At 36.1% G+C, this 22,417-nt stretch carries 19 protein-coding genes; 10 read left to right on the plus strand and 9 right to left on the minus strand.

Annotation, left to right across the window (positions count from 1 at the left end; translation table 11 throughout):
• Positions 1–134: 134 nt before the first annotated feature.
• The 5 genes from FC84_RS09175 to FC84_RS01425 form a co-directional block, all read right to left on the minus strand.
• The gene (locus tag FC84_RS09175) at positions 135–248 is read right to left on the minus strand and encodes an IS3 family transposase (RefSeq protein WP_083479495.1); all 114 of its coding nucleotides are present in this window, start codon (positions 246–248) and stop codon (positions 135–137) included.
• A gap of 441 nt (positions 249–689) precedes the next feature.
• Positions 690–812, minus strand: coding sequence for a hypothetical protein (locus tag FC84_RS09115; RefSeq protein WP_263970759.1), 123 nt, complete (start codon positions 810–812; stop codon positions 690–692).
• Between the two features lie 666 nt (positions 813–1,478).
• Entirely contained in the window at positions 1,479–3,011 is a 1,533-nt protein-coding gene (locus FC84_RS01415; protein ID WP_057754258.1) for a glycosyltransferase family 39 protein, read from the minus strand.
• 4 nt (positions 3,012–3,015) lie between these two features.
• Positions 3,016–3,444 (minus strand): GtrA family protein, encoded by a 429-nt coding sequence (locus tag FC84_RS01420; RefSeq protein WP_057754261.1) that lies wholly within the window; start codon positions 3,442–3,444, stop codon positions 3,016–3,018.
• Between the two features lie 11 nt (positions 3,445–3,455).
• The gene (locus FC84_RS01425; protein ID WP_057754263.1) at positions 3,456–4,391 is read right to left on the minus strand and encodes an NAD-dependent epimerase/dehydratase family protein; all 936 of its coding nucleotides are present in this window, start codon (positions 4,389–4,391) and stop codon (positions 3,456–3,458) included.
• Positions 4,392–4,522: 131 nt separating this feature from the next.
• Between FC84_RS01425 and rfbB the strand changes: the two genes are divergently transcribed.
• The 3 genes from rfbB to FC84_RS01440 all read left to right on the plus strand — a co-directional run bounded on the left by rfbB (position 4,523) and on the right by FC84_RS01440 (position 8,096).
• Entirely contained in the window at positions 4,523–5,554 is a 1,032-nt protein-coding gene (gene rfbB / locus FC84_RS01430) for a dTDP-glucose 4,6-dehydratase (protein ID WP_057754265.1), read from the plus strand.
• A gap of 78 nt (positions 5,555–5,632) precedes the next feature.
• Positions 5,633–6,583: a glycosyltransferase family 2 protein gene (locus tag FC84_RS01435; RefSeq protein ID WP_057754268.1), complete on the plus strand. Its 951-nt coding sequence runs from the start codon at positions 5,633–5,635 to the stop codon at positions 6,581–6,583.
• A 13-nt stretch (positions 6,584–6,596) separates the two neighbouring features.
• A complete protein-coding gene (locus FC84_RS01440; RefSeq protein WP_057754271.1) occupies positions 6,597–8,096 on the plus strand; it encodes a glycosyltransferase family 39 protein in 1,500 nt (499 codons plus the stop codon).
• Positions 8,097–8,162: 66 nt separating this feature from the next.
• Here FC84_RS01440 and FC84_RS01445 read toward each other — a convergent pair whose 3' ends face one another.
• On the minus strand, positions 8,163–9,428 hold the full coding sequence (locus FC84_RS01445; RefSeq protein ID WP_057754274.1) for an MBL fold metallo-hydrolase: 1,266 nt from the start codon (positions 9,426–9,428) through the stop codon (positions 8,163–8,165).
• A 197-nt stretch (positions 9,429–9,625) separates the two neighbouring features.
• Here FC84_RS01445 and FC84_RS01450 point away from each other — a divergent pair, with 197 nt between their 5' ends.
• The 3 genes from FC84_RS01450 (at position 9,626) to FC84_RS01460 (ending at position 13,309) form a co-directional block, all read left to right on the plus strand.
• Entirely contained in the window at positions 9,626–10,207 is a 582-nt protein-coding gene (locus tag FC84_RS01450) for a hypothetical protein (RefSeq protein ID WP_057754277.1), read from the plus strand.
• A gap of 129 nt (positions 10,208–10,336) precedes the next feature.
• Entirely contained in the window at positions 10,337–11,596 is a 1,260-nt protein-coding gene (locus tag FC84_RS01455; protein WP_057754280.1) for a methionine gamma-lyase family protein, read from the plus strand.
• Between the two features lie 192 nt (positions 11,597–11,788).
• Positions 11,789–13,309, plus strand: a complete 1,521-nt coding sequence (locus tag FC84_RS01460; protein WP_057754283.1) for a YfcC family protein — start codon at positions 11,789–11,791, stop codon at positions 13,307–13,309.
• Positions 13,310–13,356: 47 nt separating this feature from the next.
• Here the strand turns inward: FC84_RS01460 and FC84_RS01465 are convergent, their stop codons facing one another.
• Positions 13,357–15,444: an Orn/Lys/Arg family decarboxylase gene (locus FC84_RS01465; protein WP_057754288.1), complete on the minus strand. Its 2,088-nt coding sequence runs from the start codon at positions 15,442–15,444 to the stop codon at positions 13,357–13,359.
• A gap of 415 nt (positions 15,445–15,859) precedes the next feature.
• Between FC84_RS01465 and FC84_RS01470 the strand changes: the two genes are divergently transcribed.
• The gene (locus FC84_RS01470) at positions 15,860–17,278 is read left to right on the plus strand and encodes an APC family permease (RefSeq protein WP_057754545.1); all 1,419 of its coding nucleotides are present in this window, start codon (positions 15,860–15,862) and stop codon (positions 17,276–17,278) included.
• Between the two features lie 48 nt (positions 17,279–17,326).
• Here FC84_RS01470 and FC84_RS01475 read toward each other — a convergent pair whose 3' ends face one another.
• Complete coding sequence (locus tag FC84_RS01475; protein ID WP_057754291.1) at positions 17,327–18,256, minus strand: FAD:protein FMN transferase; 930 nt, start codon at positions 18,254–18,256, stop codon at positions 17,327–17,329.
• Between the two features lie 215 nt (positions 18,257–18,471).
• Here FC84_RS01475 and FC84_RS01480 point away from each other — a divergent pair, with 215 nt between their 5' ends.
• The 3 genes from FC84_RS01480 (at position 18,472) to FC84_RS01490 (ending at position 21,347) form a co-directional block, all read left to right on the plus strand.
• Positions 18,472–18,945, plus strand: coding sequence for a flavodoxin (locus FC84_RS01480; RefSeq protein WP_057754294.1), 474 nt, complete (start codon positions 18,472–18,474; stop codon positions 18,943–18,945).
• A gap of 170 nt (positions 18,946–19,115) precedes the next feature.
• Positions 19,116–19,820 carry a response regulator transcription factor gene (locus tag FC84_RS01485; RefSeq protein WP_057754297.1) on the plus strand — a complete coding sequence of 235 codons (705 nt, stop codon included), beginning with the start codon at positions 19,116–19,118 and terminating at the stop codon, positions 19,818–19,820.
• Positions 19,821–19,829: 9 nt separating this feature from the next.
• Positions 19,830–21,347 (plus strand): HAMP domain-containing sensor histidine kinase, encoded by a 1,518-nt coding sequence (locus FC84_RS01490; protein WP_057754300.1) that lies wholly within the window; start codon positions 19,830–19,832, stop codon positions 21,345–21,347.
• 62 nt (positions 21,348–21,409) lie between these two features.
• Here FC84_RS01490 and yidC read toward each other — a convergent pair whose 3' ends face one another.
• The gene (yidC, locus tag FC84_RS01495; RefSeq protein ID WP_057754303.1) at positions 21,410–22,360 is read right to left on the minus strand and encodes a membrane protein insertase YidC; all 951 of its coding nucleotides are present in this window, start codon (positions 22,358–22,360) and stop codon (positions 21,410–21,412) included.
• Between the last annotated feature and the right edge of the window lie 57 nt (positions 22,361–22,417).

A 22,417-nucleotide genomic window follows, 5' to 3' on the forward strand; every position in this document is an offset into this window, starting at 1 on the left:
TGGGTTAAATTGAGATTAACTAATGGCAAGACATATTGGATGGATAAGCGCGGTATTCGTTAATAATCAGTTTGAATCTAAAAAAGATGTAATTAAGGGAATCCTAAATATTGGATGAGGCTTTAAGCAACTTTCTAGGTGGTAAGCGTTCGGTAATTTATCGAGCTCTTATCACTCAGTTTTCTTTTGCATCTTGTGTGATTATAATAGTGTATCCAGCTCGATATCTCGGAAGTTAATTCTTCCAGGGTATTGGGCTTTTTTGGTTATAAATCTCGGTCTTTAAAATATGGAAAAAACTTTTCATGGCCGCATTATCTAAATACTTTTTCCTACGGAACTTGCTTTGAAAAGCTTGTTTTGCTTTAAAATACGAATCCAATGTGGATTTTGATATTGAAATCTTTGCTCTGAATGAATAGTTGTTCGGGATTTTTCGGAATTTATTTAATTCCCGATGTAGGAACGTTTGTGGTGAATTATACAGTTGATTTGTTTCCCCAACAAACTTCTGTGATATCAGTCGTAAGTTTCTGGTAGGAAAGATCTGTATTAAAACGGCGATTTAATCGATTCTTTGTCAGGGTACCAACAATACTTGGTATGAGTTGTACTTATGTGCTCTCTTATTATAAGTGTTTGAAAGAAGACTTAATTCACGTATTAAACGCAAAATTTTTGTGATTAACTTAAAAAATAAGTTCATGTAACTGATCAGTAATCTGACGATATCCAGCACTTGAGCCATTCCGTTGGGCTTTAAGTTTAAGAATGGCATCTTCATCAATCATCTTTAAAGTGACCTTAATCATATAAAAATAGGTGCTCTTGGCCAGTTTAACGACTTTCAATTTTACGAGAGGATATTTCTACCTCAATTCCGTGACGATTTGTATCCTTTGTCTAGTTGTGGTTAAACTAGGGCTCACAATTTTTTTAAATAATCATTCCCTATTTTTAAGAGTTCATTTTCTTTTTCTAGACTTTCTAATTCGGATTTTTTGGAATCTTTCTTCTTTTTTTAGCTGTTATGATCGTCGGTCATCCTTTAGTTTGAAACAGGGTTCTCCGGCCCTTTAGATGCCATTTTCGTTGCCAAGATCAAATAGTCGAAGGTTTAGAAAGATTGAAATGTAGGGCTGTTTCATAAAGCGAGGTCTTGTTTAATTTTAACCAGTTTAGAACATCTAGCTTGAAAGTGCCAGCGTAAACCTTTTGTGGACGTCTAATATCCAGGACTTTTGGGCTAAAGGTTTCATGGCGTTTAACCTATTTCATGACTGTTACTTTGCTTTTAATGCTGTATTTTCTGGTAATTAATGTGTAACTAAGCAAAGATATCAGATAATCTTTGACTACACGAACTTTAAAATTTTTAGAAAATTTAGACATAAGAAAACCCCTGATATTGGAATTGGTCCAACATCAGGGGTTCACTTCAAAAAATTAATTTTACCCCTTTTTTAGATTCAAATTAACTAATAGCCATTGTACTTAAGCAAAATATTTTCAGAGTTTTTAAATTTAGGAACTACGATATAGTTCTTTTTAGTAAAATTAATTAATGATTTATCAATTTTAAAATTGTTAGGATTATCTTGTTCAAATGTCATTTTACGAATTACGATATATTTTGGTGGTTTTTGAGCAAGGTCATTGGTAAATTCTTGTCGTAAATTTGGATAATCACGATAGTCTAGGGAGGGAAGAACAAAAAAGCGTGAAAATGAAAAACGATTAGATAATAAATATATATTAGCTTGAAGACAATGTACATATATCCTATCACTCTCTTTAGTATGTGACTTTATATATGCTGCTTGTTCAACATCTAAAGAATTAAAATATTGATTTGGAGTTGCAGTAATGACATGAAAAGTGTGTTGTTGTATAGCCTGGTATGCATAATTATAAGGGAGAAGTAAAATTGTCAAATATGCTAATATCTTTATATGTTTCTTGCTTATTAGTGTACTAATTCCATTTATTAAGATACAAACGGCTACTATTATCGGCGGAAACATCGTTATAAAATAATGAGTATAGTATCTGCCCGATAAAATAACAGTTATAAAATTAATAATCAGATATATTAATAAACAAATATAATACTCTTTAAATCTACGATTATTTATTCTGTTAAACCTTATTAATAAATATAGAATAAATAATGTCAGGAACGTCCAAATACCAGAATTTGACATAAAGTTAAAAAATGATTTTGTAGTCTGCCATTCTTCAAATGGTGTTGAAGCTTGAGAGTATGTGATATTCAACGTCCAGGTTTGATATATCATTTCACTCAAGTTACCAACTAATATGGAATATAATACGACAAAAAGACATACAACTAATCCGCCAAGAAAAATGTATATAATTTGTCTGATTAAATTTTTATAGTTTTTATCGATAAGTCCCTTAATTAATAGATAGAGACAGAAAACTATCCACAATGCAATCATATTTGAGCGTATAAAAAACGTTAATCCACCCGTAATTCCAATTAAGATGAGATCAATTACATTGTTTTTATTTCGAAGAATTAATTTTGTAAATAGATATAGTGCTAATGAAATAAAAGTTAGAGCAAACTCTTCTGAATAATTACCACTATCTAAAGCAACTAGTTCAGGACCAGTTAACAACAATATAGAAAGACTAGATATTATCGGATTTTTTGATAGCAAATAAGCAGTTTTAAAAAGAAATAAAAGTGTTAATGCATAAAAGATTGATTCCACAATCCAAATGCCAAGAGAGTCATTACCTTGGCCAATAAAATTTGCAAATTGTTGAATCCAAAATAAAACGATGCCCTTATGATCAAACATGTCGTTGTAAGGAATAAGTCCGTGGTTCATTCCTTTCCCGAAATACATAAACATTGATGAATCGTGTCCATTTAAAATATTAGAAAGTGGGTTTGATCTAAAACTAAAAATAATAAAGATGTAATTAGTTGCTATGAGTATTGAAGCGAAAAACCATTTTAAAAGATTTCGTATTTTCATATTATTAATTTCCTCTAAATATAATTATTTTACTCAAGAAATAATTAATTACGACAACCACGACTTGGGTAATAACTTTAGCGACAAGATCATTAGTACTCAACAAATTAATGAATAGATACATACAGCCCATGTCAATGACATATGAAGCAACACGGGCGATGATAAATTTGTTAAATTCCCAGGTGAGCGCACACCAAGTAGCAGTTTTAGAATGAAAGACCCACAGTTTATTGGTTACAAAAGCAAATAAAACGGACAGTAACCAAGCAAGACTATTAGAAATTTGCCAATTCCAAGAAAAGATACCATGGCAAATAGCAAATACGATAATGTTAACGACTGTGGTTAAACCACCAAAAAAAAGGTAGGTGAAAATTTTCCACCAACCACGTTGTTCAAGAAATTTTTTAAAGTTTTGATAGATTTTCAAAAGCTGACCTCTTACTTAGCCAATGATTGCCAATAAACATTCAAGCCGCTTTGAATATCATATTGCGGTTTGTAACCAAGATTAGAAAGCTTAGTCATATCAGCAGCAGAATCTTTAATATCGCCATCACGAGCGTCTTTATATTCAACGTTCAACTTTTTACCGGCAATATTTTCGTAGGCTTTAATGACATCTTTTAAGCTGGTAGTTTTACCAGTGGCTACATTGTAAACATCATGCATAGCCTCAGGTGTACGCATTAGTAATAATAGGGCTTGAATCACATCACCAACAAAGACGAAATCACGAGTTTGTGAACCATCACCGAATAACGTGAAAGTTTTGTTTTGGCTAATAGCATCGCTAATAATTGAAAGGACACCCGAGTATGGTGATTTAGGATTTTGTTTTGGACCATACACGTTGAAGAAACGGACACAGACGGTGTTAAGACCATATAATTGACCATAATCAACAACGAAACGTTCTGTTGCAAATTTATCGATTGCATAAGGTGTTAATGGCTTAATCTGTGAGCTTTCTTGTTTTGGTAATTCAGGATCATCGCCATAAACAGCCGCAGAAGAAGCAAATAAAATCTTTTTAACAGGTAAATTATTGGTACGAATTGTCTCTAAAATAAATAAATTAGCATTCTGATTAATTTCATGTGTTTCTAAAGGACGGGCTACGGAATCAGCAACACTAGCTACAGCAGCTAGTAAGTAGATGTAATCAGGCTTTTTAGAGACAAGTAATTCTTTCATAAAATCATAGTTGGTGATACTTTCTTGATAAAATGTAATTTTATCTGAGTCAGGAAGGTTACTTTTAAGACCCATTGATAAATCATCTACAACGATGATTTCATCCATTGTTTTGATTAGTTCCTCAATTAAGTTAGAGCCAATAAAACCGGCACCGCCGGTTACCAACGCTTTTGTCATATTCTTCACACTTTCAAAATGAATTTAATATAGCCTAATTATACAGTTGGATTCGTTTGTAAGCAAGGTAATGTCTTATAATGAAGAGTATCTTTATATTTGAAGTGTTTTATTATTTGAAAAGGACGATTATGAAAAATATTATTGTTACCGGTGGTGCCGGCTTCATCGGCAGTAACTTTATTCATTATGTAGTTAATGAACATCCTGAAGTCCATGTCACCGTGTTAGATAAGTTGACTTATGCTGGGAATAAAGCTAATCTAGCTGGTCTTCCTGAAGATCGCGTTAAATTAGTCGTGGGTGACGTTTGCGACGCTGAATTAGTTGATCAACTGGTTAGTCAGGCTGACGCTGTTGTTCACTACGCTGCCGAAAGTCATAATGATAATTCAATTCTTGATCCGGCACCATTTATTCAGACTAACATTGTGGGTACTTATACATTGCTACAAGCTTGTCGTAAATATGATGTTCGTTATCATCAAGTTTCGACTGATGAAGTTTATGGTGATTTACCTTTACGTGAAGATTTGCCAGGTCATGGCGAAGGTGTGGGTGAGAAATTTACACCAGACTCACCCTATAAACCAAGTAGCCCTTACTCATCATCTAAGGCCAGTGCGGATATGTTAGTCCGTGCTTGGGTGCGGACTTTTGGATTACGAGCTACCATCTCTAACTGCTCCAATAATTATGGCCCTTACCAACATATTGAGAAGTTTATTCCTCGCCAGGTGACGAATATTTTATCGGGTATTCGGCCTAAGCTATATGGTAGTGGTAAGAATGTCCGTGATTGGATTCATACTAACGATCATTCTCGGGCCGTTTGGTTAATTTTAACTGAAGGTAAGATTGGTGAGACTTATTTAATTGGCGCCGATGGTGAAAAAGATAACATCACGGTTTTGAAAATGATTCTTGAAGCCATGGGTCAACCGAAAGATGCTTATGATATCGTAAAAGATCGTCCTGGTCATGACTTGCGTTATGCGATTGATTCAACTAAACTTCGTGAAGAATTGGGTTGGCAACCAGAATTCACTGATTTTAGTGAAGGTTTACAACATACCATCGACTGGTACACGAATCATCAAGATTGGTGGCAGGCTGAAAAGGCTGAAGTTGAAGCTAAGTATGCTAGGAATAGTAAGCTTTAATAATTTGCGCACATATACCTAATAATTATTGTATACTGTAATTATTAAAGAAGTTATTGATTTTTTAGGTGGAATTATATGAGTGAATTATTATCAGTGGTTGTTCCTTGTTTCAATGAGCAGGAATCGATTCCTTTATTTTATGCTGCAATGGAGCAAGTTAGAAATAAGTTACCGTTAGATTTTGAATATGTCTTTGTTGATGATGGGTCTTGTGATCAGACGCTTGTTGAATTGCGCAAATTGGCGCATGATCGCTCAAACGTTCATTATCTTTCATTTTCACGTAATTTTGGTAAGGAAGCCGCACTTTACGCAGGATTGAGTCATACCCATGGTGACTATATTACGATGATGGATGTGGATTTACAGGATCCGCCAGAATTATTGATTGAAATGTATGCGAAAATTCAAGATCCGCAAATTGATTGTGTCGGCACCCGTCGCGTTACACGAACCGGGGAACCTAAAATTAGAAGTTTTTTTGCCAAAATGTTCTACCGAATTATTAATCGAATTGGTCAAACGGAAATGGTTGATGGTGCACGTGATTTTAGATTAATGACCCGGCAAATGTTGGACGCTATTTTAGAATTAAAAGAAGTGAATCGCTTTTCTAAGGGTTTATTTACTTGGGTTGGTTTTAATACCGTATATTTAGAATACGAAAACCGTGAACGTGTTGCGGGCACGACGAGTTGGAGCTTTTGGAAGTTGTTTTCTTATTCAATTGATGGCATTGTTAACTTTTCTGATGCGCCTTTAAATATTGCTTCGTTTGTTGGCGCCTTATCCTGTATCGGCTCAGTTATTGCAATGCTGATTATTATTTTTAGAACAATTGCTTATGGCGATCCGACCAGTGGTTGGCCTTCCTTAGTTTGCATCTTTTTATTTATCGGTGGTATTCAGTTGCTTTGTCTGGGTATCATCGGGAAATATATCGGCAAAATTTTTACGGAAACAAAGAAGCGACCAATCTATATTGTGCGTGAAACAGATCAACAAGATAAAAATAAAAATGATTAAGGAAGGGAAATGCATGAAAAAAATATCCCATTTTCTTTTTCAGCAAATTAATAATTTTTACATTGTTTTAATTATTGTTACAATGTTTGGCGCATTGCGTGCTACAAATTTCAATATTAACTTGATATCAAGTAAGTTAATTTTGGCACTGATCTGTTTCTGTCTAATTTTTTCTTTTGATAGAAGTAGAGCATTATTAACAAAATTAATTAGACTTTTTTTACGCAATATTAAAATTATTACATTCATCATTATTTTAGTAATTCCAATTTTACAGTTTTATATTTTATCGAAGATATCCACTCCGATTGGATGGGACGTTGGAGGCATAATTAATAATTTATTTAATAGGGGTGCAATAAGTAGATATCTGTCACTTAATCCGAATAATCAATTTTTATTTTTTTTACTTTATGGATATGCAAAAGCGGTAAAGCTAGTTGATATTCAAGCGTCTAGTTGGATCTATTTTCAACTATTGAATATATTTTTCATTGATTTATCAATATTCTTTTTGTATAAAGCAGCTGATAATCTTTTTAATAAAAGAATTGCTTATATTTCCGTGTATCTTTATATTTTTTGGTTTGTGTTGTCCCCGTGGATACAAGTTCCGTATTCTGATACATTGATGGTTTTATTAACATCCATAGTTTTCTTTTTCTATTCAAAAATTGTTCTAAACAAAAGTTTTTCTCTTCCAAATCTTTTGTTTTTAGGAATTTTTATTGGTATTTCTTATTTAATAAAGCCTTCATCCATAATTTATGTGGTTTCATTTTTTATTATTTATTTTTTAAAATTGATAATAAATAAGAACTACGAAATAAAAAATAAAATTCGAAATATTGCGATTACTTTTTTTTCTGTACTAATAATGATCTTTAGTTTTAATTTATTTGTACAAAAACAAAATGTCATTAATTATGATCAAAACCAGTCAAAGCCTGTAAGCTTGTTCATATCTATGGGAATGAGAGGAACTGGTGGATATAACTCCAAAGAAACACAAATGAATGAGGTGCTTAAAACTCCTAAGGATAGAAACAAGTATAATCTTCATCAAATTAAAGAACAGTTAAAAGAATATAGGATATCTGGGTACGTAAAATTTTTAATTATAAAACATTTTAATAATACCGATCGGGGAGATTTTGGATGGGGCAGAGATGGCACTCCTCAGAAATATCCTGATAATAATTCTGAACGAGTTACTAATCTTTTGCGATCACTTTATTATCAACAAGGCGCTCTTTCAAATAATATACGTTTTTATATGCAAATTATTTGGGTAGTAATTCTATTTGGAATGTTATGTGTTCCTAAGAACAATAATTCTACAAAAATACTGATTTTAAAGTTAACTATTATTGGCATCTTTTTATATTTACTTATTTTTGAAGGTGGAAGATCAAGATATTTAATTCAGTACTTGCCTATTATTATTCTTTTAAGTTCGACTGGTTGGAACACTATTTTTAATAAATATAAGTTAATTACAAAAAAGTATTGATTAATAAAAACCATACTCGATTCTTTCATAAAAGAATTGAGTATGGTTTTCTTGTAATTATTTTGATCAATCAAATTCATAATAAAGATCTAGCTCAGGCAACCAGGCTTCAGTATTAGTTGTTATTAATTGATCGGCTAATATTTCTGGCTTGAAACTATGCCAGGCAACAGTATAACGAGCACTAACCTTTTTAGCAAGGTCAAAAATTTCTTGTTTAGTGGCATGACCGCTAGCGCCCATTGGGATAAATTTAATTTGCGCTTGTTTGAGCTGTGTTTGTAATTTTGCAAAGTTAGCATCATAATCGCCTAAAGGTTCACCATTAGCATGGAGATAAGTGCCGTGACTAAACTGATCAAGACGTTGGTGCTGTGACCAAGAATTATGCAAAATAAAATGGCGCGGATGTTTTTTTAATTCAGTTACTAAATCTTGCCAATGCCATTGATAGTCGTTAGTGCTATCATTTTTTTCATCGACTAGTTGGTAAATTTCAGCATCGGGTGCAAAAGCGCGAATAGTATTAGCAAAGTTTGCTTCCCAAACAATTGGACGACCAGCATTGAGAGCAGCTTGATTGAAGTTAATTAAGCGTTCCACATTTCGTTCATATGGATTAATAATTAAAACATCGTCTGTCTTGGTAATGTATTGTTGCAATAATGGTACTAAGTCTTGTTCACGATAGGTTGGTTCAGACTGACTAGTTGCAATAACTTGTGGTTGTTCAGTTGTAAAGCTGTACGTTGTTGCTTCAGTTAAATAAACGAGTAACTTTTTAGTCACACGGTCAGACCAGCGGACAACGCGATCTTGATGTGGTCCATTAAGCCGAACATCACCAGAATGTAAGAATTGATGATGACCATCGTCAATTAAAAATGCCATTGGTCCAACAGTGTCGTGATCGCTAAGCATAGCGGTTACGTTGAGTGAACCAATTGTCACGGTCTCATCGTCAGCCAAGCCGTGTAAGTTTGTCACCGGTGTTTCCTGACCAGTAGTGATTAAAACATCATATAACTTTTTGGCATCGTTTGATAAGTAAATCGGAATGTCATGATTTTGAAGATATTGTAATGCACCCATGTGATCGATGTGGAGATGGGAGATAAAAATAGCCTGGTGTTGATATTTTGAAGGTTGGTCGGGTAAAAATAGTTCTGGAAGGTGCGGTAAGTCATGATCCGCCATGGCTTGTTCAACAGTTTCATCTTCAAAGTCTGAAGCAACGCCAAAATCCATGATGACACGTGAATCGCCTTGAGCAAATTCGACGATATTGCCACCAATTGTGGTTAATCCATTTAAAAAGCGTAAGGTTGTCATAAAAAATCTCCTTTCAGAGTAGTAGGTTAGTGTAACGCAAAATGAGAACACTCACAACTTTTGTTAGTTTTAATCATTAAACTCTTTTAAAACTAATATTTGAGATTTGCGATGATGCTAAAAAAATAGCACAATAAAGAAAAGATTATGATTTTTTATCCACCGTCGATTAAATTAAGGAAGAAAGGAGTAATATAATGGGTTCACGAATGATGCATTATGTTATTGGCAGAACACTTGCCAAACGTTACCATTTCTCTGATTCGTTTTTACTAGGTGCTATTGCGCCTGATGTTCAAAAAAACATGGCTGTTCCTAAAGATGTCTCACATTTTATTGAACGAGATGAACATGGCTTTGGCGATATTAAGTTGCAACGTTTTGCCCAACAGTACCAACGTTACTGGAATGATGAGTTTGTCCAAGGTTATTATTGTCATTTAATTGCTGATGAAGTTTGGTTACAAGGGCCTATTAATCAGCAAGCGCGTCAATGGCCGTTCGGATCAATTGAACGTGATCAATACGTCGATCAACATTATCAGGATTTTCATAGTTTTAACGCGATTTTACGCGATCATTTCCAACTAACACCGCCAACCTTTACCTATCAACTAGATTATCCTATTCAAGAAATTGAGCCGCGATTTTTGCCGGCACTTGTCCAGGATCTGGTGGCTGACTTTAAAGATCAACAGCAACCATTAAAAGTTTTAACTGAAAAGCAAGTGTTTGATTATCTTGATAAGTCGATTGCTGCTTATGAACAAACTTTATAAAATCTAAGTCATCTAAATAATGGCGCATTCAACGTTAATTTGTCGTTAGTCTTAAAGTTGAGTATACTAATTAGTGAAGTTTTAAAATCTTATTAAATAAATGTCGTCATAGTTAAAGGAGAATTACGCATGAGTTGGAAAGATAATATTCAACCAGATTTATTAGCAGCAGTTGCTAAAGCTGATCAAAAGATTGCACCGCGTTTAGCTGAAATCGATGAGCAAATTTTAGAAAATCAAGATCGTGTTTTGAAATCATTCCAAGCTCATAATGTTGCCGAAAGTGATTTATATGGCTCAACAGGTTATGGTCACAATGATGAAGGTCGCGATAAACTAGAAGAAATTTATGCAGATGTTCTTGGTGGCGAAGATGCTTTAGTTCGTCCACAATTTGTTTCAGGAACGCATGCAATCGGTACGGCTTTGTTAGGCTTGGTTCGTCCCGGCGATGATATTTTGTATATCACGGGTGAACCTTATGATACTTTACAAGAAGTATTGGGATTAGCAGGTAATGGTATCGGTAGTCCTAAGGAATATGGTATCGGCGTTGACTATGTCGATTTATTAGCAGACGATTCAGTTGATTTTGCCGGTGTGAAAGCAAAAATGACTGACAAAACTAAAGTTGTGGCCATTCAACGTTCTTGCGGTTATGCTACTCGCGATTCCTTTACAGTTGACCAAATCAAGGTCATGGTTGAAGAAGTACGTAAAATCAATCCTGATGTTTGGATTTTTGCAGATAATGCTTATGGTGAATTCTCCGAAACTAAAGAGCCACTTGATGTTGGCGTTGATTTAATGGCTGGTTCTTTATTTAAAAATGCTGGTGGCGGTTTTGCGAAAACTGGTGGTTATATCGTTGGTAAGAAAGATTTAATCGAGCGCGTTAGCTATCGCGTGACTGTTCCTGGTATTGGTGGCGAAGAAGGTGCGACATACGGTCAATTAATGGATATGTACCAAGGGTTCTTTATTTCACCACAAACAACAGGAAATGCAATTAAGGGTGCTATTTTTGAAGCAGCATTATTAGAAGAAATGGGACTTGATGTTTCACCTAAATGGGATGCCCCACGAACTGACTTGATTCAAAAAGTAAACTTTGGCAACGAAAAAGATATGGTGCACTTTGCTCAAGCCATTCAAATGGCTTCACCTGTTGATTCATTTGTTCAACCAATTCCTGAACAAATGGCTGGCTATGAAGATCAAGTTATTATGGCTGGTGGGACGTTTGTTGCTGGTTCAACGGTTGAGTTTTCTGGTGATGGTCCAATTCGCCCACCATATACAATTTACATGCAAGGTGGCTTAACCTACGCTCATGTTAAATTAGGGATTATTCAAGCAGCTCAATATACTTTTTACGATCAAAAGTAATGAATACCTTAAATTAAAATGATTTGGACAAAGACCGAGGCCAGATTGGTTTCGTTCTTTTTTAATAGCAAATTAAAAATGAGCGTTATCTAATGCTGATAGGGCTTTTTGGTATTTTCTGTTAAGGTTTTCTATGGTAATCTTATTGTGAGGTATTAAGCAATTATTAAATAAATTTGAGGAGAAGAAACGATGAAAGAGAAGAAGAAATTTCAGTTTCCGACCGCGTATACGGTCATTATTATAGTTTTATTACTCGTCCAAGCGCTAACTTTTTTCATACCATCTGGTAAATATAGTACGTTAAGTTATGATTCGGGCAAAAACGAGTTTGTTGTGACAGATGCTAAAGATAAGAAAACGACAGAACCTGCTACACAAGCTGTCTTAAATAAGTACAAGATTAAAATTGATGTTAAAAAGTTCAAAGACGGAACTTTATACAAGCCTGTCGCTATTCCTAATTCGTATGAACGAATTAAGAAACCTAAACGCGGTGTTTTTGGCACCATCAATCAATTCTTAACTGCGCAAGTTAATGGTATTACCGATAGTGTTGACATCATGGTCTTCATTCTGATTCTAGGTGGCGTGATTGGTATCGTCAATCAAACTGGTGCCATGAATGCCGGAATGTTACGTCTATCTAAAAAATTAAATGGTAAGCAACAATGGTTGATTGTCATCATTATGGCTTTGATTGCCTTAGGTGGGACAACGTTCGGTTTAGCGGAAGAGACATTAGCGTTCTATCCAATCTTAGTCCCTATCTTCTTAATGGCTGGGTATGATGCGCTGACGGCGGTGGCGACGATCTATTTAGGAACCGCGATTGGGACAATGAGTTCTACCATCAATCCGTTTTCAACTGTTATTGCCTCTAACGCGGCTGGTATTAGTTTTACTGATGGTTTACCAATTCGTTTATTGATGTGGGTTTTAGCAGTTGGATTGTCGATGTTTTACACTATTCGTTACGCTGAAAAAGTTCGTAAAGATCCTGAATCATCTTTGGTTTATAATGCAATTGATCAGAAACAATTGGATCAATTTAAAGTTAAAAACAACAACAATAGTGAATTTACGCGTCGTCAAAAGATTACGTTATTAGCCTTTGCCTGTGGTTTCTTAATCATGATTTATGGTGTGCAACAATTAGGCTGGTACTTTACAGAAATTTCAGTAGTCTTCTTAGGTGTGGTTTATGTCTTAGCACTTATTTCAGGCTTAAAAGAAAAAGTCTTTGTGGATAGTTTTGTTTCAGGTGCGGCAGACTTAATTGGGGTTGCACTAACTGTTGGTATTGCCCGTTCGGTTGGGATTGTTATGGAAACAAGCTTTGTTAGTGATACCATCATGAACTTCTTTAGTGTCTTGATTAGTGGTATGAACAACGTACTCTTCATTATCGTGTTGTTCTTTGTCTACTGTATTTTGGGCTTATTCATCCAATCTTCATCAGGCTTAGCTGTATTGTCTATGCCAATCATGGCACCTTTAGCTGATGTTGTTGGCATTGATCGTTCAATTGTGATTAACGCTTATAACTGGGGTCAAGGTTTAATCGGCTTAGTTGCACCAACTGGTTTAATTTTAGTTTCATTATCAATGGTCGGCATTGGTTTTGATAAATGGATTAAATTTGTTTGGAAATTATTAGCGATGGTGGTTGGCTTGATTTTGATTATGTTAGTTGCCAGCGTTCTAATTTAAAAGTAAAAATCCCGTGGGAAATATTTCTCACGGGATTTTTGTATTATTTATTTATTTTTAACAACATTGACGACCGGTGAGCCATCTGCTGCAGTATGAACACCTTGAATTTCTGGCGTAAAGCCTGGAAATTGTTGAATTGCTGTAAAGAGGGTTTCAAAGTAGTCAATTGCGGTTTGGTGCCAAGCTTCACCAGGAACAACCACGAAAATTCCGGGAGGATAAGGCAATGCGCCTTCGACGGCTATGCGGCCTAGGCAGGCGGTTAATGGGATTGACTCATAATTGCCCTTAACAAAGTTTAAATCGGCTTGAGCGGGCGTTAAATCGGTTTTACGCATACGTGAACCAGTGAAGAGGGCGCGTTGATTGATCACTAAATTCTGTTCAATGAAAAAGTCAGATAATTGCTGGCAGAGTTCTGGTAGCGTCATGCCTAAATAACGCGAGCCGGTTTCAGCAATTAATTTTGGCAAAACCTCACTGACTTGTTTATTAGCAAAATAGTCGGCTTCAAATTCTTGTAAGACCTTAAATAAGGCTTGCCAGTCTTGATCATTTGAACCAGGAGTGACAAGAAAGAGCATTGAATTTGGATCGGCTTTTTCTGGGACGATACCATGATCGAGTAAATATCGGTCAACAACCCAACCACAAATCCCTAGTTCTTTAGTACGAGGTAGGGTAACGGTGACTTTAAAGGGGTCTAAATAAGCTTGTTGATCTTGTAAATCAGGAAAAGAGTGCCATGACTCACCAGGATCTAATTGCCATAATTGGGGATTAGTCGTGATTTCTGTCAAATCATGTTGTAAGAGTTCTGGCGAATTAAAGGTCTTAAATAGTTTAAGACCTTGCACCTGTTTTCGAAAACGAATGGAAGCAGCTAAGGCATCTTGCCAGATATGTTCACCAAATTTCCCTTGATTTAAAGCAACGTTAACAACTAGTGAGGCATAAACTGGATAGGAGTAACTGGTGGTAACGTGTTTTAAATAGGCATGATTAAATTGAGCGTGAGAGACATAACGGGCTTGACCTTTGATATGACTGTCTTTTTTATGAATCTGGGAAGTTTGACCAAAGCCGGACTGTTGTTTATGAACAGATTGAGTGACTAAGATACCAGGATCCTCTGCTGTTAATGGTAATTGTAGTGGATCCATATCCTTGGTTAACGGACTGAATGGCTCATAACCACCCCAAGCAGCGTCAAACAACATGTAGTCTGTTAAATGACCAAATTTATCTAGTAAGGTTTTAACGTTTGGCACTAAGCCGTCAAAAGTTTCTAGTTCCATTACGGCAAGGCGGAATGGATGTGGCTCGTTAGCTTTTTCTGGCGCAACTTTAGCAATCCATTGCCGCAGATTGTCCTCATTGACGTCTTGTAGGCTAACCGGACCAATTAAACCTAAATCATTACGTAGTGTATCTAAGTAAATTGGAATAGCACCGTTCATAACCAACGCACCATTATAAAGTGACTTATGATTATTTCGATCAAATAAGACTAAGTCACCAGGGCTTAGAATTGCTGAAGCACAGATGTTATTACTACCAGTGGTCCCGTTCGTCACAAAATAAGTTTTATCTGCATGCCAAATCTTAGCGGCAGCTTGTTCGGCAGTTAGAGGCGTTCCGCCGTGTGTTAACATGTCGCCTAATTCTGTTAAGACATCGCTGGTATCACTACTAAAGAACGTTTGACCATAAGACTGCTTAAATAGATAACCAGCAGGTGCCAAGTCATCGTATTCGCCAGCATGATGCCCTGGTGTTGCAAAACTAATAGGATTGCGTTCACTGTAATCTAATAAATCCCGTAGAAACGGGGGAATTTGCGCTGCTTCATAATTTTTAGCAGCTACATTGATTTGCTTAATTGTATTTGGAGTTAGTTGTTGATTTTGTAAAGTAACACCATACCAGGGAGGTTCGGGGGAGTCTGAAACGTCAATAATAAAAGTTGGCACTGGTAAGTGACTAGCTTTAATTTTTTCAAGAATTTCTTGATCTGTTGCTTGAACAAGTAAAGCGTGATAAGCAGCAATTGGTCGTTGGTCAATAACAGTTGCTTCAGACAAGTTCAGTTGTTTTTTTAATGTTTGTGTTGTGCCAAGTTGCAATAACACAAGAACCATCCCTTTCAAAACCATCACAAATTCATAAGGCTATGATGACAAATTTGTGATTTTTGTATACATCTTTCCCAGTATAAGATAAAATGGTTGTCATGCAAAGACATGCTGATCATTTTTTGTGTTTTCAGAAAAATATTAGGATTGGCAATTCAATTTCAAGATAGAAAGGTGCGGTCTGCACGTGTATCGTAATAAAGCTCCCGGTAAATCAAAATAAAATTTAAACACGCTATAAACCAGTACTGTAAAGTTCAAAGAGCAGTCTTGTGGCATATTTTTTGATTAGTCAATCATGGTTCTTAGGCTTTTAGTTGAAAGATGTTTATAGCAATCGTTGATTTTTTATATTTTTAATTTTTACTTGGGGGTTTTATTTTTGGATAGTTTAGAAGAAAAGCCTAAATATATGGCTTGGCCGGTTTTAGGTTTGTTAGTTTTTGTGACGGTTATTGGCTTTGAAAACATTTTGTATCCTTTTCAAAATCAAGGCTTGTCGGTTGTTTTCTCGTGGATTTTTTTATTGTTGGCTTACATTGTGCCTTATGCCTTAATCTCTGCACAAATTGGTACGACTTTTACGCATGATGGTGGTGGACTAGCCACTTGGGTTCGTCATACTTCTGGCGATACACTAGGGTATTGGACCAGTTGGATGTATTGGTCCAGTACGTTACCTTATTTAATTGATGTTTCCAATTCAGTAATTGTGGCTTTTTCGTGGTTAATCTTAGGTGACAATTCATTAGATCGACACATGTCTAATACTTGGTTTGGTATTTTAACCTTTGTGGTTATTTTGATTTTTATTATTTTAGAAAATTTATTTACACGATCATTAGAAGTAATGTCACTAATTGGTGGTGCGGCAATGTTCTTAATGGGTGTTTTATTTGTTTTCATGGCTGCTGCAGGGGTGGCTAAGGGTTTTCCAATTGCCACCCAACCGTTTAATTTAGCCGCCTTTAAGCCACACTTTTCAACTCATTATTTCTCAACAACGGGGTTATTAATTTTTGCTACTTCTGGTGCAGAACTAGGTGCAACTTATATTGGCCAATTGCGTAATCCTAAAAAAGAATTCCCTAAAACAATGTGGATGTTGGCTTTAATGACTGGCTTCTTAGTCATCTTTGGTTCGTTAGCCTTAAGTGTCTTCTTTAATGCCAACCATTTGCCTGCCGATTTAAAAATGAACGGTTCCTTCTACGCCTTCAAAATGTTAGGTGAGCAATGGGGCGTTGGTAAATTGTTTATGTATATGTTTGCTGGCACGCAGTTGGTTTTCATGCTGGCTCAACTTGCAGTCTTAATAGACGCTTCAAGCCGTGTGTTATCTGCTGATACGGCAATTCAGTTTATGCCGAAATGGTTACTACAAAAGAATAAACAAGGTCGGCCTATCCATAGCTACATCTTCACGGCTTCTTTGTGCCTATTCTTATTGTTAATGAGCAGTACGTTACCTAACATTAATTCTGTTTTTAATTGGCTTTTAAATTTAAACGGAATTGTTTCACCTTATAAAACTTGCTGGGTTTTCTTCGCCTTTGTTAGTTTGCGACTACAACAAGATAAATTTCAGTCATCATATGTCTTCATTAAGAATCAAAAATTGGCCTTATTTGTGGGCGCTTGGTGCTTCTTATTTACTTTTGTCTGTGCAACGATGGGCTTCATGCCGCAAGAAGCGGCTTGGGGAACACCAGCGTTTATGCATCAATTATTAATGAACATTGTTTCTGTACTAGTTTTGTTCGGGTTAGGTTTTGTCATGCCAGTATTGGCACGGCTTGAATTAAAACATCAGCATCATTCATTGAATTAAAAAAAGACGTTAAGAACAATTTTGTTCTTAACGTCTTTTTTGAAGTTATTATTGCCAATTAATTAGCTCAGTTAGACCGTCTGAATAAATAATGTCATCTTCATCGTCAATTAATACAGCTTCAAGGCTAGGTTGTTGATTAACGATTGCTAGAATATGATCAATTGATTGATTTAACAAACGTAATGACCAAATCTCACCATCAATAGCTTGTGGTGAGATGATTGTTAAACTGGTCAGGTCAGTTTCAATTGAGCGACCAGTTTGTGGATCAAGGAAATAAGAGTAGGCCCGCTGTTGTTTAACCAGCGCGCGTTTGTAGATTTGACGCGTGATAAAGGAGCGGTTGGTTGTGCTAACCATAGCTCGTTTACCTTGATTGGTAGCCATAGCTGGACTAACGGGAACGCGCCATTGTTGATCAACTTGACGAGATGGACCAAGCACCGTAATGTTACCGTCAAAATCAATTAGTGCTGCATGAACATTGATACTATTTAAGTAGCTAACTAACAAATCCGTTACATAGCCTTTAACTAAGGAACTTAAATCAAGAACCATACCAGGTTGCGTAAGAAAAACAGCAGATTGATTATCATCAAGAACGATTTGTTCAGGATTAGTGAGCGGTAGGGTTGCTTGAATTTCTTCAGCACTTGGAATCCGTGCATCTGGCTGGCCGATACGCCAGAGTTGCGTCAAAGGTGCTATGGCGATGTTTAAATTACTTGCTTGTTTGAGACTATGGTACTTACCGAGTTTAATTAATTCATAGAGTTGCCGATCAACAGTAATGGCTTTTGCACCTGATTGATGATTGAGAGTCCCCAGTTGTGAAGTTGCTGTTTGACTGAAGCGTTGTTCATAAATTTTGAGCCGCGCTGCTAGTTCGTCTAAAACGAGTTCAGCATTCATTGTTTCGATCATGATATTAAGTACTTTATCTAAAAAATAAAATTGCCGTTTAGCTTGTGACAAGAGCTAACCCCCTTTAACGATAAAATTCAGCAGTTAACTTCAGAATAACTGAAATCAAGAATAGCGTCAACGCGCTTGACGTTATAACTGGAAAATAACAGTTTGAATGATTAAGGATTTATCTTTTTTTGAGACTGACTTAATTTTTACTTGCATTAGAACAGGGTTAAAGCGTTAAACTATAGAGAAATAAATAAAAAGAGGGAAGTTTGCAGATGTCAGATGTCAGTGAATCATTAATTGTGTACTTTTCAGCTTCTGGTAATACAAAATCAGCGGCTGAAAAAATTAGCCGTCAAACTCAAGCCGAAGTACTTGCCATTCAACCAGCAACACCATATCCAGAAGCCTATGAAGATTTGGCAACGGTTGGTAAAAAAGAAATTGATGAGCAAATATTGCCAGATTTGGCACCTTTACCAATGAATCTTAATGCCTATCAGACAATCTATCTTGGCTTTCCCATCTGGTGGGATCAACCACCAATGTTAGTTGCACGATTTTTAAAAGAAAAAGGCTTAGTTAATAAGCGTGTGATTGTCTTTGCAACTAGTTATTCCAGCACGATAGATAATAGTCTTCAAGTTCTTAAAAAATGGACAGAAAATACAGCCGTTGAAATTTTAGGTGGTTTTTTGGCCAATAATGAACAAGAAATTCAAACAGGGTTAGCAAGTTGGACCGACTAGACTTACCAATTGTTCAATAGGTATAAGTATTGAGGTAGCGCTTTAGACTAAGGACTAAAGTTGACTTTTAATGTGGCTTCGAATATATTAGAAGAATATGAGAATTATCGGACTTAGTTTGTTGTGTAAACTTTAAAAAATATCTCATTTTACTTTTTAGATGTTAGGGGTTGTCTAAATTAGACGCGCGTAAAAGAATATTGATCATTGAAGACGAAAAGAACTTAGCTCGTTTTCTTGATCTTGAATTATCACATGAAGGTTACGAAACTAGCGTTGAAGGAAATGGTCGCTCCGGCCTTGAACTAGCTCTAAGCCAAGAGTGGGACGTTATTTTACTAGATTTAATGTTGCCAGACTTAAACGGCTTTGAAGTTTGTCGGCGAATTCGTAAAGAAAAAACGACGCCAATTATTATGGTTACGGCAAAAGATTCTGTTTTGGATCGTGTTGCTGGTTTGGATGATGGTGCTGATGATTATTTAGTTAAACCATTTGCTATTGAGGAATTATTGGCTCGTCTACGTGCTCTAATTCGGCGTTCAGAACTTGGCGGTCAAGCTAAACAAGCTGAACAAAAGCAACTTGTTTTTCGTGATTTAATTATTGAGCCACAAACGCGGACAGTTATTCGTGGTAACGAGATTATTCAACTATCGAAACGTGAAGCCTCACTTTTATTAATCTTGGTTGAAAATGCTAATACAGTTGTTTCGCGGGATGAATTATTGCGGAACGTCTGGGGCTATAACGAACAAGTCGCCACTAACGTTGTCGATGTTTATATTCGTTATTTACGGAATAAAATTGATCGGCCAAACCGCCGCAGTTATATTCAAACGGTCCGCGGTACTGGTTACGTCATGCATTCGTAGGTGAATCTTTTGGTTAAAGAGAAAGAAGCAAAATCTAAAAAGAAACCTGTTCGTCTTACGTTGCGGGTTAAATGGTCAGTGGCTGTTGGTCTGACCATTTTTTTGACGTTTATTATTTTTGCAGGGATTATGTATGCGTCATTTTACAACAATTTAGTTAATCAAGAGAAACAAACAACCAAACAAACACGGGATTTAATTGTTCAACGTTTAAGTGGCTTCACGAATAATTTAAAAAGCGGTGATGTTATGCCGCTAATGATGCCTGAGTTTTACCAAAACAAGGATCAAAATCCATTGACGAGTGCTTTTCAAGATACAATTGTCAGTCAGTTATCGCGCTCTGACATGGCGGTGCAGATTTATGATCGTGATGAGCAACAGATTTTTTCATCACAACAAACCAAAAAAGTGACTTTTAAGTCAGACAATCATGCTAAATTACAAATCATTCGTCAAAATGGCAAGCGTCTGATTGTTGCAACTCGACCGATTTACGCAGAAACAAATCGACAGTTGATTGGTTATGTTTTTATCGTGAATTATATGGATAATGTACAGCGCTCAACACAGATGTTACGATTACAAATATTTGTTTTAGGTGTTGTGGCAGTATTATTTAGTGCGTTAATTGGTTATGTGATTGCTTATCGTTTGTCAAAGCGCGTTAATGTTATTTCAGATACCATTAAAGAAATTGACCGTTCACCAGAATCAGCCGCACGAATACCCAATTTTTCCGGCAATGATGAGATTAATGACCTAGCTGATCAGTTTAATCAAATGTTGGATCAAGTTCAACGCTACATTGAACAACAAAAGCAATTTGTTGGTGATGTTTCGCATGAATTACGGACGCCAGTGGCGGTGATTGAAGGTCATTTGAATTTGCTAAATCGTTGGGGGAAAGATGATCCTGAAGTTTTAGATGAGTCGTTAAAAGCAGCTAGTCAAGAAGCAGAACGAATGAACAGCTTAATTGAAGAAATGCTGCAATTAACGCGTGCGGAGCAAGTTGAATCGAAGAATGTCCAAGAGATAACAGATGTTCGCGAAGTTATTATGGGAGTTGTAGATAGCATTCAAATGTTGCATCAAGACTTCTCGATCCTATCTGATATTGAAATGAATGCTGATGTTTCCGTGCGAATGACCCGTAATCATTTGGAACAGATCTTAATTATTTTGTTGGATAATGCAGTTAAATACTCAACGAAACGTAAAGAAGTTCATCTAAGTGCCGATACGACACCTCAAGAAATTCATATTGTTGTGCAAGATTTTGGAATGGGAATCTCACCGGAAAGTCAACAGCGAATTTTTGATCGCTTCTATCGCGTTGATAAAGCTCGCTCGCGGGAACGAGGCGGTAATGGGTTAGGTCTATCAATTGCTTATCGTTTAGTTAAAGCCTATGGTGGCCAATTAACGGTTGATAGTGTTGAAGGGTCAGGCTCTATGTTTAAGGTGACACTTCCTACTATTTCTGAGAGTATTCCAGAATCAACTGATCATGAAGAGGATTAAACAATATTAAAAAAGCCAACCACATTAATGTGGTTGGCTTTTAGTTTGCATTTTTTTAATTATTATTTGCGTTGCTGTTTGCCAGCATTACGAGCACGAAGATCTTGGTGTAATTGATTAACTTCCGTCGTTTCAGCTTGGTCTTCAGCTGTTTCGGCTTTAGCAAAGGAATTTTCATCGACGACTGTGACAATTGGATTTTCTTTTAACTCGCGATCAACAGCTGCTTTGATTTTAGGTTGAACAACAAATGTGGTGATGATTTGTTGGACTAAAATCATAATCCCACCAGCTAAGAAATAAAGTGCTAAGGCTGCTGGTGCGAATAAACTGATAAACAACGTCATACCTGGGCCAATAATAAGCATTGACATCATTTGTTTACGCTGTGCTTCTGGAATACCAATGAGAGATAACATTGACTGAGCAACATAAAAGAGTGTCGCAATAATAGCTAAAACAATACTTGGCTTACCTAATGAGAAACCGAGGAATGTTTGTTTTGCAATAATTGGTGAGTATTGAACGGCTTGATATAAGGCAGCAAAAACTGGTAATTGAATTAACAGTGGTAAGCAGCCCATTCCACCGGTCATACTCATGTTGTTTTTGGAATAAACCTCCATAGTTAATTGACTGAGACGTTGTGCTTCTTCTTGACTTGCGCCGGCGCGATGTTTTTGAATTAAATCAATTTGTGGGCGCAAGGCGTTCATTTTTTCAGTTTGACGGGTTGATTTCTTAACCTGATTCAACATGATTGGTAACAAGATTAAACGAACGACTAAGGTGATGATGACAACACTCCAGCCATAGCCGTCTTTGCCACCTAAGGCATCACCTAAACCAATGATTAACTTCTGCATTGGAATTGCTAAGTATTTATAAATCGAGCCATAGAAAAATCCAGTTGGTGGCTTTAAATTTTGATATTGGTTAGCACAGCCGCTAAGTAGCAGTAATAGGCCTGCAAACATGCCAGTTAGGACAATGCCTTTTTGCTTTCTTTTCATTAAAAAATCCCTTCCTTAACTTCTAAGAAAACACTATACCGAAAAATAGGGTAAATT

It is taken from the genome of Lapidilactobacillus dextrinicus DSM 20335 (assembly GCF_001436095.1).
In the GTDB taxonomy this organism is placed as follows: Bacteria; Bacillota; Bacilli; order Lactobacillales; family Lactobacillaceae; genus Lapidilactobacillus; species Lapidilactobacillus dextrinicus.